Here is a 12955-nt window from a genome sequence, read left to right as displayed (position 1 = left end):
GGTACGGTGGGGCCCGTGCGCCTCGCGACCTGGAACATCAACTCCGTCCGCGCCCGGGTCGACCGGGCGATCGCGTTCCTCGAGCGGACGGGGACCGACGTCCTCGCGCTCCAGGAGACCAAGTGCGCCGACGCGCAGTTCCCCGTCGCGCCGTTCGAGGCGGCGGGGTACGAGGTCGCGCACGTGGGCGTGAACCAGTGGAACGGCGTCGCGGTCGTCTCGCGCGTCGGCCTGGACGACGTCGAGACCTCCTTCCCGGGCCAGCCCGCCTTCGGCGAGAAGGTCGAGGCGCGCGCCCTGGGCGCGACGTGCGGCGGCGTGCGTGTGTGGAGCCTGTACGTCCCGCACGGCCGCGAGGTCGGCGACCCGCACTACGCGTACAAGCTGCGCTGGCTCGACGAGCTCCGCGCACGGGCGGCGGGCTGGCTCGCGGACGACCCGGCGGCCCAGGTCGCCCTGGTCGGTGACTGGAACGTGGCCCCGCTGGACACCGACGTGTGGGACGTCGCGTACTTCGCGGGCAAGACGCACGTCACGCCGGCCGAGCGCGACGCGTTCGCGGCGTTCGGCGCCGCCGGGTACACCGAGGTCACGCGCGAGGCGCTCCCTGGCGAGCACACGTACACGTACTGGGACTACCAACGACTGCGGTTCCCGCGGAACGAGGGCATGCGGATCGACTTCGCCTACCTCTCCCCCGCCGCTCGCGCCCGGGTGACCGGCGTGGCGATCGACCGCGACGAGCGCAAGGGCAAGGGCGCCTCGGACCACGTGCCGGTGGTCGTCGACCTCGCCGACTGACACCTTCGCGCGGGCTCAGGCACGAGCACCCACGTGGAGCGCGACGGCGCGGACGGCCCCGATCTCGACCCTCGCCGTGCCGTCACGCCTGACCTTCACGACGTCGCCCGTGCACGAGCCGCCCACCAGGCCCGGCGCGCCCGTGCCCACGTCGCAGTAGCGCCCCGCGGGCAGGCCCGTGCGCACCTCGACGGTCACGGGCTCCGCCGCCCGGTTCACGGCCACGAACGCGCGGTCGCCGCGCGAGAAGGCGAGGACGTCGTCACCCGGCACCTGCACGTCGACGAGCGGGGCGTCGCCTGCGACCGCGCGCCAGTCGACGAGGCCCTCGACCGCGGGCCAGCGGTGCTGGCAGACCCACTCGCCGTCCTCCCACGACCGCTCCGGCCCCTCGTCGCCCACGCACGCGGCGTCGAGCACCGCGCCCTCGGCGTCCTGCACAGGGCCTGCGTCGCGGTCCGTGAACGCGTACCCGGAGTACACGACGGGCGTGCCGTAGTCCGTCGCGAGCATGAGCACGCTCGCGAGCTGGTCGCGCGCGCCGTCGCGGTAGGTGAGCGTCGACCCGTTGCGCTCCGTGTCGTGGTTCTCGACGAACACGACCGCGTCGTCGTCGGGGAGGCGTCCCTCGCCGAGGGACGTCGCGAACTCGAACGCCCCTCCGTCGAGGATCCCGACGAGGTCCTTGCCGTAGGCGAACTCGTACACCTGCCCGGCCGCGGTGTACTGCTCGGGCTTCACCGGCTGGTCGCCGTCGCGGATGACCTCTTGGAGCACGCGCGTGCCCTCGGGCAGACCCGCGACGATCGCGGCCACGTCCTCGGGCGGCACGTGCTTGGCGGCGTCGATGCGGAACCCGTCGACGCCCAGCGAGAGCAGGTCGTCGAGGTAGGCCCGCTGCGCCTCACGGACGCGCTCGCTCCCCGTGGCGAGGTCCGCGAGGTTGACGAGCTCACAACCCTGGACCTGCTCGGCGAGGAGGTACGTCGAGATGTCGCCGCCCGGGGTGTCGCAGTGGTGGAAGTCGCCGTCCGCGTCGGAGAACAGGCCCGGATACTCGTAGTGCTCGTACGGGCTACCGGCCCAGCCCGTGCCCGGCTCGTCCTGCCCGGACATGTGGTTGAGCACCGCGTCCGCGACGACCTCCACTCCGGCGGCGTGGCACGCGTCCACCATCGCCGCGAACTCGTCACGCGTCCCCAGGCGCGACTCGACCCGATGGCTCACCGGCTGGTACGAGGTCCACCACTGCGCGCCCAGCACGTGCTCCTGCGGTGGGGAGGTCACGACGAACGCGTAGCCCGCCGGACCGATCCGCTCGCCGCACTCGGTCGAGATCGCGTCCCAGGTCCACTGGAAGAGCTGCACGCCGACGTCGCGCGAGCGCTCCACGTCGGGTGCCGAGCACGCCGTGGCCCCCGCGCCGACCGCCAGCGCGGTGACGGCCAGCACGACGACGACGCCGACCACCGGACGGGTGCGGCGGTGACGGGGACGGGGGCGCGGCCGGGGACGGTCGTTCACGGTGCTCCTCGGTGGGGAGGTCGCAGGGAGTCGGTCAGGGGACGCGCAGGATGCGCACGGGATCACGGAAGGCCGCGAGCGCCGCGGAGGGGACGGCGCCCAGCAGCGCCACGAGCAGCGTGAGGCCCGCGACGCCGACGACGAACGGCACGTGCGGGACCGCGCCGACGACGCGTAGCACCACGACGAGGCCCGCCACCGTCCCGAGGGCCACGCCGCAGACCGCCCCGCACGCCGTCTGGACCAGCACCCCCGCGACCAGTGCCGACCGCGTCGCTCCGAGCGCACGGCGCCGCCCGAAGTCACGGCGACGGGCGGACACCGCGCCGAGCACGGTGACCGCGACGACGACGCACCCGACCGCCATGACGAGCGCCATCGTGCGGCGCGCGCTCGCACCGAGGTCGCCCGCCACGACGGCGCGCAGCTCGACCGCACCCGCCGCGGTCTCGACCGTCACCTCGTCCGGCGCCGCGGCAGGGGGTGCGGCCTCGAGCGCCGCGCCGAGCCGCGGGACGACCGACGCGTCGTCGGCCAGGACGTGCACGAACGACAGCACGAGCCCGGCCGGCTCCGTCGCGACGAGCACCGTCCCGTCCAGCGCCGCGAGCGGGCCCGACGCGTCGAAGGTGCCGACCACCGGGACCGCTCTCGCGTCGTCGACGCGCACCCCGGAAGCGGTCGCGTCCGCCGGGACGACCGTCCCGACGCCGTCGTCCGTCCCGAGCGCACGCGCGGCGTCGCGGCCGACGACCGCCTCGCCCGGCAGGGGTGCGCGACCCGCGACCAGCACGAGGTCGGGCGGCAGGTCCCCCACGACCGCGCGGGCCGGTACCCGGGCGTCCTCGCGCGGCAGGGACGCGTTCACGACGTCGTTCGCGGGGCCGAGGCCGAACGCCCACGCCACGTCGGACAGCTCCTCGGTCTCGGCGACCGCCTCGGCACGGATACCGGCGGTGCCGGTCGCGTCGACCAGGGTCACCAGGCGCGTGCCGGTCCCGTCGATCCGCGCGACGACCTGCTGCTCGGCGACGGCCGCCTGCCCTGTCGTGACGAGGACGACGAAGCACACGACGGCGACGAGCAGAGCAGTGACGGTCGTCGCGGCGCGCTGGGACCTGGCCGCCTCGACCGCGTCCCGGAGCAGGTCCAGGACCCGCGGAGAGCCGTTCACGAGATCTCCAGCCGTCGGGAGGACTCGGCCGCGAGACGGGGGTCGTGCGTCGCGACGACCACCGTCGCCCCGTCCGCGGCGTGCGCCTGCAGCGCCTCCCACACCACGCGCGCCGACACGGGGTCGAGGTTTCCGGTCGGCTCGTCGCCCAGGAGGACGCGGGGACGAGTCAGGAGCGCACGGCACAGCGCGACCCGCTGCGCCTGCCCCCCGGACACCTCGCCCGGGCGGTGGTCCGCACGGTGCTCGACGCCGAACCGTTCGAGAAGATCGTGCGCGCGGCGGACGCGGGCCCGCCGGTCGAGACCCCCGAACAGGCCGGCGTCGCACACGTTGTCCAGCACGGTGCGTGTCGGGTCGAGGACCGCGTCCTGGAAGACGAAGCCGACGTCGCGTGCACGGATCTGCGCACGTCGTGCGTCGGGCAGCGCCGAGACGGGCTCGCCGTCCCACAGCACGGTGCCGGACGTGCCTCGCAGCATCAGGGCGAGGAGGTACAGGAGCGTGGACTTGCCCGAGCCGGACGGCCCGGTCACGGCGGTCAGGGTCCCGGGCTCGAGGTCGAGCGAGAGGTCGGAGACGACGGGCGCCGAGCCACGCCGGTAGGAGAACGTGAGGCCCCGCGCGCCGAGCGTCACGGGACGTCCTCGGCGACCTGGACCACGGTGCCGACCTCCACACCCTCGAGCACCGCACGCCCCCCGCCCTGCGCGACGACCCGGACAGGGACCCGCACGCCGTCCCGCGCGCGGACGTAGGTCGCGCCCTCGGGACCCGTCCGCACCGCGGCGAGCGGCACGGTCGGGCCGGACGTCTCGGGGACGAGCACCTGACGACCCGTGTACACCGCGCTCCCGGGGTCGGTGGGCACGTTCCCGCACGTCTCGCCGCACACCGCCGCTCCGTCCGGGCGAGCGAGGTGCAGCACCGTGTACCCGTTCGTGTCGGTCGTGACGTCGGCGACGACCACGTCCACCTCCGCACCCTCGTACCCGACGGCCGCGGCCGCCCCCGGCGGCGGGACGTCGGCCCCGTCGGCCAGGGTCGCAGAGAAGCCCGGTGCCGCCGCGAGGACCTCGACCACGGGCGTCCCCGGGGAGAGGCGGTCCCCGACCTCGACGTCCGTCGCCGCCCGCACCCGGGCCGGCAGCTCCGGCACGAACACGACGTCACCCGCTCGCACCGTGCCGTCGGGGGTGATGCCCAGGTCCCGCTGCCAGGCGCGGACGGCCGTCGTGGTGGCCGCGCCGAAGGTCCCCAGCCCACGCCCCGGGTCGACGAGCCGGTCGGTCGCCGTGAGGAACCGTTGGAGCTGTGCGACGTCGTCGCCGACCGCGCCCGCGGTGAGGTCCCGGAACGACGGCACGGCCCCGGGCAGGACCGTCACCGGGCGCAGGTCGACCGTGAACAGGACGTCTCCGGCAGCCACGACCGCGCCGTCGGACACGGCGACCGAGGTGAGCGTCCCGTCCGCGGCGCTGACGCCCGCGCCCGCGGTGTCCCACCGCGCCACGACCGTGAGCGGCAGCGACCGGCCGACGGTCCCCTCCGTCACGGTCGTCGTCAGCGGCTCGTCGGCGGCCGTCGCGACCTGCGGGGGGACGAACGTCGCTCGGCCGAGGACGAACGCCGCGGCGGCTGCGACGAGCACCGCGACCGCCCAGCCGACACGCGCGACGGCCCGTGGACGCGCACCGCGCCACCCGGCGCCACCCCTCACGACGACGCCTGCGGGGCTCTGCTGACGATCATCTTGAAGGCGGCGCTGGTCGGGCACGCCTGGACCACGCGAGAGAGCTCGTCGGGACCTGTCGAGGTCGTCCCGTCCGGGCCGGGATCGAAGATCTCCCACGGCGACCACGCCTCGGCGTCCTGCGCGTAGGCGTCGGCCCACGCCTCGGCGCTCTGCGAGGGCGGCGGGACGTCGTACCCCTCGTGGACGAGGCACTCACGCTGGTCGAGGAGCCGCTCGTACTCGACCTGGAGGTCCGGGTCGCGCTGGTACTCCGGCTCGGGGACGACCGCACGGCACGCCTCGACAGCGGCGGCTGCGGCAGCCTCCGCCCCGGGGAGCGACTCGCCCTGCCCGTCCTGGGGGACGACGACGCCGTAGCCGCCGGCCTGGACGTCCGGGACCTGCCCCTGCTCACGCAGGCACGCCTCCGCCGCGACCCGGAACTCTTCGTCGGCCGCCCGCACCTCGGCCATCCAGCCCGGCTCCGTGTACGCGGTCGGCGCGCCGGAGATCGGCGCACCCGTGCCGCAAGCCCCGAGAAGGAGTGCCGGCAGGAGTGCGAGCGCGGCACCCGTCGCGGTGTCTCGGCACCTCCGCCGACGTTCCACGGTGTCGTTCGTCATACGTCCTCCCCGGTGCGGCGGGCGGGGCACGGCCCGCCCGCCGCGATCGCGGTCAGTGGCAGAAGCCGGAGGCGGAGATGAGCGTCGAGGCGCTCCCGCTCCACGTCCCCGTCGAGCCGGCCCCGTAGGCCCAGACCTGGGACCTCGTGCTGGTCGCGCCGTAGTAGGTCGTGACGGCACCGCCCGGCGCCTTGGCCTGGACGGTGCCCTTGCCCGTCGTCGTGGCGCCGACGTCCTTGCCTCCGTAGCAGATCTGGTATCCCGACGTCGATGCCGCCGACGCGGGTGCGGCGACCGCGACCCCGCCGAGAACGACGGCGAGACCCGCCGCGAGACCGATGAGCGAACGCTTCATTGCTGCTCCTTCGTGGCCGGCGGCACCGAGCGGTCCGCCGGTCGGCCACGGGAACCTTCCGTGCCGCAGGCGGCACGGAAGGCACCGGCGGCATCTGCGCCGCCTCCCCCTGACGCCGCAAACGTACAGAAAATTGCGGAAACTGTCTGCAACCATCCGCATCGTGGTACGCGCACGGCGCGTCCCCGGGGTCGTCCCCCGGAGCCGCGCCGTGCGCAGGCCCCCCGGCGGCGGAGCCGCTACCTCAGGTACGGGCCCGCCTCACCGACCTTGCCCGGCGCGGGGTTGCCCGGGAGGTCGAGCACGTAGGCGCGCAGGTTGCCCTTGCCCGGCGCAGGGACGGCCAGGGTCCCGTTCGTCACGACCTTCCGGTCGCCCGTCACGGCGTCGACGTACGTGCCGTTCGGGACGCGGGCGAAGGTCGCGGCGTCCGTCACCGTGACGAGCACGAAGCTGTCGACGGCGCCCTCGGTGAACCGGCGCTTGTACGCCATGCTCCCCTGCACCCCGACCGTCGAGTACTGGCCCTTCTGCAGCGCCGGCACGGCGCGACGGATCTGGTTGAGCCGCTGCACGTGCTGGACCAGCGGCTTCTGGAGCGTCTGCGCGACCGCACCCGACGCGGACTCCACGACCCCGAAGTCGCTCGCCACGACGTCGCCCGCGAGATGGTCGCCGTAGTACGCGCGCCCGGTGGTCGCGAGGGGGCACGTCGGCCCGCAGTCGATCGGCTTGCCCGCCTGGAACTCGATCTCCGAGCCGTAGTAGAGCGTCGGGATGCCCCGGAACGTCCACATGAGGCTCATGTTCTCCGCCCACGCGTCGGTTCCGCCGGCGTAGCGCACGGTCGACTTGTTGGGCCCGTAGTCGTGCGAGTCGACGTACACGACGTTGTACGTCGCGTCGTTGTACGAGTCGTCCGAGTCCTTTCCGTTGTGGTAGGCGTTTCCTGCGTCCCCGAAGTTCATGTGCATGCGCATGTCGATGACGTTCATGCCCGAGAACTTCGAGTGGTCGGGCGCGTGGTACGTGTTGCCGTCGGCGCCGCCGAGGAACGCGTTGTCCGACGTCGGTTGGTTGCCCGTGCCCAGGAGGTTCTCGTACTGGAACTGCTCGGCGGCGGCCACGACGTCGTCCAGGGAGTACTCCTTGCGCTCCTTCCACGTGTAGAACTGCGCGGAGTGGTTCACGGAGCCACGGTTCCACTTGTCGTTGACGAACGCCGCGACCTCGCCGAAGACGTAGAAGTCCTTGCCCTTCTCGCCGTGCGTCGCGACGGCGTGCTCCTGGATCGCGGGCAGGAAGTGCCGGTTCCACATGACGCGCGGGATGTGCACGGCGGTGTCGACGCGGAAGCCGTCGACGCCCATGTCGATGTACCGGTTGTAGGCGTCGATCAGGTACTGCTGCACCTCGGCGTTCTCGGTGTTGAAGTCGGCCAGGTCGTCGTGCAGCCAGCAGTCCTGCGCGTCCTTGCCCTCCCAGTTGCCGATCCAGCACTGGTGGTACGTGCTCTTCGGGAACATGCCCGACGTGGGCGAGGGCCACTGGCAGTTGTAGATCTGGAACCCCTCTGGGCTCTTGTACTGCGTGGGCGTGCCGAACCCGGAGCACGTGCTCCCCGCCGGGGCCGTCGTCGACCACAGGTCGCCGTTGTACGTGCGGCCCTTCGCGAGCGCGTTCTGCGCGGCGGTGAGGGTGGGGTCGTTCCCGTCGTTCTCCTCCATCGGGTCGTACTCGCGACCCTCCTCCTTCGCCGAGTACATCCAGTCCCACTGGCCGTCGCGCGCGCCCCACACCGTCGGCACGAACAGGCCCTTGGCGCCCCAGCGCGACGAGTGGTTGTACACGACGTCCTGGTAGATCTTGATGCCCTTCGCGTGCGCGGCGTCGATGAGGTCCTGGTAGGAGGCGCCCGGCGTCTCGAGGCGCGGGTCCACGCGGAAGAAGTCCCAGCCGTGGTAGCCGTGGAAGTCGTAGTCGGACCGGTTGAGCACGACGGGCGTGATCCAGATCGCCGAGAAGCCGAGGCCCTTGACGTAGTCCAGCTTGTCGATCAGCCCCTGGAAGTCGCCGCGGAACATGGGGTCGTCGTTCGCCGCGTTGCCCGACTTCACGTGCTGGGACCCGCCGCGGTTGTTCTCGCTCACGCCGTCGTTGAAGCGCGCGGTCATGACGAAGTAGATCGAGTCCTCGCGCGGGTCACCGCCGAGCGGCTCGCCCGTCGTCCCCGGGTCGACCACGGGCTTCGTGCCCGTCGTGACGGTGACGGGTGCGCTCGCCGCGGAGCGGTTCCCCGCGGCGTCGACGGCCGTCACGGAGTACGTGTACGCGGTCCGCTCGAGCAGTCCCACGTCCGTCGCGGACGGGGTCGTGACGTCCCGCGTCACCGGGCCCGCTCCTCCGGTGCGGGTGAGGGTGTAGCCGGTGACGGCCGTGTCGTCCGTCGCGGCGTCCCACGTGACCGTCACGCGCACGCCGTCGGCCGTCGCGACGAGCCCGGACGGGACGCTGGGCGCCTGCGTGTCCGGCTCCTCGGGGACGTCGGGGCCGCACGGGCTCTGCGCGACGGGCGCGACGACGCCGCCCGAGACCGTCTGCGGTCCCGCGGTGTAGCGGTAGTTGCCTCCGCCGTTGTTGTCCCACCGCCCGGCGCCGTCGTTGAAGACGACCTGGCCGCCGCTCGCCTCGCCGAGGTCGATGGTGTGCGCGAACCACCCCGCGCACGCGGCGGTCATCGGCGTGCCCGGGACGCTCGTCCACGCGCCCGAGCCCACCTGGTAGTGGATCTTCGGCGCGGCCCACGACGTCGCGTAGTAGATCGTCGCGGTCGTGTCCGCAGGGTCCGTCGGGTCTGTCGGGTCGGTGGGGTCGGTGCCGCACGGCGACGCCCCCGCGGTGAGCACGCCGTCCTGCACGACGACGGTCCCCGCGCCCGCCCGGTAGTTGGCGCCGCGGTTGTTGTCCCAGGTCCCGGCACCGTCGTTGAAGGTGAGCTGCACCCCCGACGCCGCGCCGAGGTCGATCTCGGCCGTCAGCCACCCCGGGCACGCGTCGGCCATCGGCACGCCGGGGACCGACGTCCACGCAGCGCCGTCGACGCCGTAGTGGACGTTCGTCGCCGCCCAGCCGGGGCGGTCCGGGTAGTAGACGGTCGTCGTGGTCGGTGCCGCGCTCGGTGCTGCGCTCGTCGCCGTGCTCGGTGCCGCGACGGCGCTCAGTCCGGCCGCCCCCGGCAGCGCGACGGCCAGGGCGAGCGCCCCCGCCAGGCGTGCCCGCGACCTTGCGAGCTTCGTTGTTCGCATCGGTGTTCCTCCGTGTCGTGTCCCGGCGTCGGTGCCGGGACGTCGGCCGCCGGTCCGCGTGCCGCCGTCGTGGAGGACGCACCCTGGCTGTACCGTTGCTGCAAGATCTAGCAAAAATTGCGCCTGCTTACAAGAGCCTGTTCATACGGCGGACGGCGCGGCGGCGCGTCGCTACGGTGTGTCCATGACCACGCCACCCGTCCCGCCGTACGGGTCTCCCGACGATCCCGTCGACCCGTACGCCGCCCCGCGCCCGCACCAGCCGCCGCTCACCCCGTACAACCCGCCGACCGACGCCCCGGCGCCCGAGCAGGGTGGCTTCGTCGCACCGTCCGGGGCGGGTGGCGCGTACCCGGGCACGCCCGGGACGGGAGCCCCCTACGGTGCGCCCGCCGCCCCGGGCGGGCAGGGGTCGCCCTACGGCCCCGGCGCCGCACCCGCCTACGGCTCGCCCCCGGACGCCGGGTACCCGCCGTCGGCCCCGTCCGGCTACGCCGGGAGCCCCGGCTACGCCGCCTACCCGCCCCCGTACGGGTCCACGTACACGCCGCCGCCGCGGACGAACGGCCTGGCGCTGGCGTCGATGATCGTCTCGATCGCGAGCCTCGTGGTCTGCGCGGGCTTTCCCGGGATCGTCGGCCTCGTGCTCGGGATCGTCGCCCTCAACCAGGTGATGCGGGACGGGACGCGCGGGCGCGGGTTCGCCGTCACGGGCATCGTGGTGGGCGCCGTCTGCACCGCGTTCGCGATGCTCATCGTGCTCGCGGCGACCCTGAGCGACTCGTAGCCGTGGCCGACGACGACCTCTTCGCCCCGCCCGGCGGGCCGACCGTCCCGCCCCGGCCCGGCGCGCCCGTGCCGCCGCCGCCCGCGGGTGCGCCGACCCCGCCGGGCGCCGCGGCGCCGCGCCCGGCCGCCTCGGCGGACCCGGCCGGACCGCCCGGGCCGCCCGGACCGGGGTTCGCGCCGGAGACGTACTACGCGCCGGGGTGGCAGCCGGCCGCTCCGCGCGTCGAGCCGCTCGCCGTCGCGAGCGTGCCGGCGGGCGTCGTGCTCGGTCCCGTCGGGATCGGGCTGGGAGCCGCGGGCCTCTCCCGCGTGCGGTCCCGCGGCACGCGCGGGCGCGGGCTCGCGGTCGCCGGCACGGTCGTGGGCGCCGCCGTCACGGTCGCGTGGACCGTGGGCGCGCTCGCCTGGTGGCAGGGCGAGCAGGCGCGCGCGCCGCTCGCGGGCGACGTCACCGCCCCGCAGACCGTCAACGCGGTCCAGCTCGTGCTCGGGACCTGCCTCGACGCGCTGCCGCCCGACGGCGAGGTGGCCCAGGTGCGGGCCGTGCCCTGCGCGGACGAGCACCGGGCCCAGGTCGTCGCGCGGACCGACCTGGGCGCGGACGAGCTGTGGCCCGGTCAGCAGGCGGTGGACCGGCGCGTGGCACGGGTGTGCACGCCCGACGTGCTGGGGTCGGACGCGCCCGAGGGCGTCGAGCTCGTCGTGTGGTCGCCGACCGAGGCGTCGTGGCGCGACGGCGACCGGACGGGCCTGTGCCTGGCCGCGGCCGCCGACCCCCTCCCGGGCGACCTGCTCGGCTGAGCGGGCCGGAGGTCCTCGCGCTCAGGGCGCGCAGACCTCGTCGGCGAGGATGAGCCGGAGGTAGGCGCGCAGGTCGGCGGCCATGTCCACGCGCTCGGGCCGGGGGCGGTCGAGCGACAGCAGCCACTGGACCTGGAGCCCGTCCATGAGCGCGACGATGTGCCGCGCCGCGGCCGACGGGTCGACCCCGTCGCGCAGGCCGCCGGCGCGCGCCCGGCGCGCGAGCTGCTCGCCCGACCGCGCGACCGCCCACTCGTACCGCCGGACGAAGTACTCGTGCGCCGGGTGGTCCGGGGACGTCGCCTCGGCCGCGAGCGCCGTGAACAGCTCGACGATGTGCCGGCGGAGGGCGTTGCGCTCGACGAGGCGCACGAGCGCCTCGAAGTAGTCCGTCCCGCGCGCGAGGTCCTCGTCCAGGTCCGCCACGTCGACGGTGTCGCGGTAGTCGAGCACCGCTTCGAGGAGCGCGACCTTCGTCGGGAAGTGGTGGAGCAGGCCGGGGTGGGACATGCCCACGCGCGACGCCAGCTCGCGCAGGGACGCGGCGTGGAAGCCGACCTCGCCGAACAGCACGACGGCGGCCTGGAGGATCTCCTCCCGCTTGGCACGGCCCTTCGCGTACCCGCGACCCGGATCGGGGGTCGCGGCGCGGCCGGGTGCCCCGCGGTCCTGACCCGCGCCGATCGCCGCGCTCGTCATGGTCCTGCTCCGTCCGTCGTCCGACGAGGGAAAACCCTACCGACCGTGGCGCGGCCCGGGGCCCGCGGGCCGCGAGTTCACCCGCGGCCGTCCGCCGCTCAGGACGCGGGCGCGAGGGCCGGGTCCGCGTGCCCGTCGGTGCTCGGGGTCGCGCCGGGCACGGTCGCCGACGGCGTGTCGGTGGGAGACGGCGGCGCGGGCTCCGTCGGGGCCGCGCCGCCCGGGTCGGTGGGCTCCTCGTCCTCGTCGGACGGTGCGGCGGCGAGCGCCTCGGCGGTCGCCGCCGTCACCGTGCCGTCCCCGGGCAGCCCGTGGGCCTGCTGGAACGCCCGCAGCGCCGTACCGGTCGCGTCGTCCATGGTGCCGGTGACCTCGATGTCCGCGCCGTGCACGCGGAGCCGTTCCTGGACCCAGGAGACGGACGCGGGGTCGGCCGTCGGCTCGGGCGTGGTCGGTGCGGGCTCCGGCGCGTTCGTGCCCGGGGTCGGCGAGGGGCTGGTCGTCGGCTCCGCCCCGGGACCGGCCGACGCGGGCGGCGTGCCCGTCCCGCCGGACGACGGTCGCGGCGCGGGCGCCGCTCCGGCGTCGGTGCCCTCCGCCGGGTCGTGCGCGTGGTCGGGCGGCGGGATGCGCGTCACCTCCGGACGCGACGCGTCGGGGCGGGGCGTGACGGCCGGGACGCCGTCCTCGACCGCGGTCCCCGCGTCGGCGGACGCGCCGACGACGACGGCCTCGCCGCCCCCGGTCGCGGCGCCCACCATCCCGGCGACCGCGACGACGAGCGTCACCGCACCCGCACCTGCCGCGACCGTGACCCACGGCGTCGCCGTGCGGTGCGCGGCGGGCGGCGGGGCGACGCTGCGCCCCTCCGGGGTGCCGGACGAGTCGTGACGTCGGCGCACGTCGCCTCCTTCCAGGACGGTCGGGGACCGGCGGACGACGCGTGGCGCAGCCCGCCTGAGCGGTCGGGTGAACGTCCACCCTGCCCCATGCCCCGGCCGGATGTCACGCCCGGCGCCCTCACCTGCGGCGACGCCGGGCGTGCCGGCGCGGGTCCCGGCGTTCCGGCGGCGCTTGCGACGGAGGTCGCAACGCAGGTTCCTCCCTGCGCCGCAAGACCCGGGGACCCCCCGCGCGACAGCCTGGTGG

General features: G+C 74.9%; 12 protein-coding genes. 3 read left to right on the top strand and 9 right to left on the bottom strand.

Annotated elements, in window-relative coordinates:
• Positions 1 to 15: 15 nt before the first annotated feature.
• A complete protein-coding gene (locus tag ACZ402_RS00955; RefSeq protein WP_375822656.1) occupies positions 16 to 801 on the top strand; it encodes an exodeoxyribonuclease III in 786 nt (261 codons plus the stop codon).
• A gap of 15 nt (positions 802 to 816) precedes the next feature.
• Here ACZ402_RS00955 and ACZ402_RS00950 read toward each other — a convergent pair whose 3' ends face one another.
• The 7 genes from ACZ402_RS00950 to ACZ402_RS00920 form a co-directional block, all read right to left on the bottom strand.
• A complete protein-coding gene (locus ACZ402_RS00950) occupies positions 817 to 2325 on the bottom strand; it encodes an alpha-amylase (protein ID WP_375822658.1) in 1509 nt (502 codons plus the stop codon).
• 34 nt (positions 2326 to 2359) lie between these two features.
• Complete coding sequence (locus ACZ402_RS00945; RefSeq protein ID WP_336722730.1) at positions 2360 to 3499, bottom strand: FtsX-like permease family protein; 1140 nt, start codon at positions 3497 to 3499, stop codon at positions 2360 to 2362.
• A complete protein-coding gene (locus ACZ402_RS00940; protein WP_264029585.1) occupies positions 3496 to 4137 on the bottom strand; it encodes an ABC transporter ATP-binding protein in 642 nt (213 codons plus the stop codon). Before ACZ402_RS00940 ends, ACZ402_RS00945 begins: the two co-directional genes overlap by 4 nt.
• Positions 4134 to 5150, bottom strand: coding sequence for a peptidoglycan-binding protein (locus tag ACZ402_RS00935; RefSeq protein ID WP_375822660.1), 1017 nt, complete (start codon positions 5148 to 5150; stop codon positions 4134 to 4136). Before ACZ402_RS00935 ends, ACZ402_RS00940 begins: the two co-directional genes overlap by 4 nt.
• 65 nt (positions 5151 to 5215) lie before the next feature.
• On the bottom strand, positions 5216 to 5857 hold the full coding sequence (locus tag ACZ402_RS00930; protein ID WP_375822662.1) for a hypothetical protein: 642 nt from the start codon (positions 5855 to 5857) through the stop codon (positions 5216 to 5218).
• A gap of 52 nt (positions 5858 to 5909) precedes the next feature.
• Entirely contained in the window at positions 5910 to 6212 is a 303-nt protein-coding gene (locus ACZ402_RS00925) for a hypothetical protein (RefSeq protein ID WP_375822663.1), read from the bottom strand.
• A 239-nt stretch (positions 6213 to 6451) separates the two neighbouring features.
• Positions 6452 to 9517 (bottom strand): carbohydrate binding domain-containing protein, encoded by a 3066-nt coding sequence (locus tag ACZ402_RS00920; protein ID WP_375822665.1) that lies wholly within the window; start codon positions 9515 to 9517, stop codon positions 6452 to 6454.
• Between the two features lie 184 nt (positions 9518 to 9701).
• On the opposite strand from ACZ402_RS00920, the gene ACZ402_RS00915 reads away from it, so the two are divergent.
• Both ACZ402_RS00915 and ACZ402_RS00910 read left to right on the top strand, forming a co-directional pair.
• A complete protein-coding gene (locus ACZ402_RS00915; protein ID WP_375822667.1) occupies positions 9702 to 10304 on the top strand; it encodes a DUF4190 domain-containing protein in 603 nt (200 codons plus the stop codon).
• A gap of 2 nt (positions 10305 to 10306) precedes the next feature.
• On the top strand, positions 10307 to 11107 hold the full coding sequence (locus tag ACZ402_RS00910) for a DUF4190 domain-containing protein (RefSeq protein WP_375822669.1): 801 nt from the start codon (positions 10307 to 10309) through the stop codon (positions 11105 to 11107).
• Positions 11108 to 11128: 21 nt separating this feature from the next.
• Here ACZ402_RS00910 and ACZ402_RS00905 read toward each other — a convergent pair whose 3' ends face one another.
• A complete protein-coding gene (locus ACZ402_RS00905) occupies positions 11129 to 11806 on the bottom strand; it encodes a TetR/AcrR family transcriptional regulator (RefSeq protein ID WP_375822670.1) in 678 nt (225 codons plus the stop codon).
• A gap of 98 nt (positions 11807 to 11904) precedes the next feature.
• Complete coding sequence (locus ACZ402_RS00900) at positions 11905 to 12708, bottom strand: peptidoglycan-binding protein (RefSeq protein ID WP_375822671.1); 804 nt, start codon at positions 12706 to 12708, stop codon at positions 11905 to 11907.
• Between the last annotated feature and the right edge of the window lie 247 nt (positions 12709 to 12955).

The sequence above is a fragment of the Cellulosimicrobium sp. NPDC030954 genome (genome assembly GCF_055571305.1).
The sequence above is the reverse complement of the archived record's forward strand: the minus strand, read 5'-3'. Positions and strand labels throughout refer to the sequence as shown.

Bases quoted from the DNA above. Each gene is read 5' to 3' on its own strand.
- ACZ402_RS00905 (WP_375822670.1), bottom strand. From the start codon at position 11,806: ATGACGAGCGCGGCGATCGGCGCGGGTCAGGACCGCGGGGCACCCGGC.
- ACZ402_RS00915 (WP_375822667.1), top strand. From the start codon at position 9,702: ATGACCACGCCACCCGTCCCGCCGTACGGGTCTCCCGACGATCCCGTC.
- ACZ402_RS00925 (WP_375822663.1), bottom strand. From the start codon at position 6,212: ATGAAGCGTTCGCTCATCGGTCTCGCGGCGGGTCTCGCCGTCGTTCTC.
- ACZ402_RS00920 (WP_375822665.1), bottom strand. From the start codon at position 9,517: ATGCGAACAACGAAGCTCGCAAGGTCGCGGGCACGCCTGGCGGGGGCG.
- ACZ402_RS00930 (WP_375822662.1), bottom strand. From the start codon at position 5,857: ATGACGAACGACACCGTGGAACGTCGGCGGAGGTGCCGAGACACCGCG.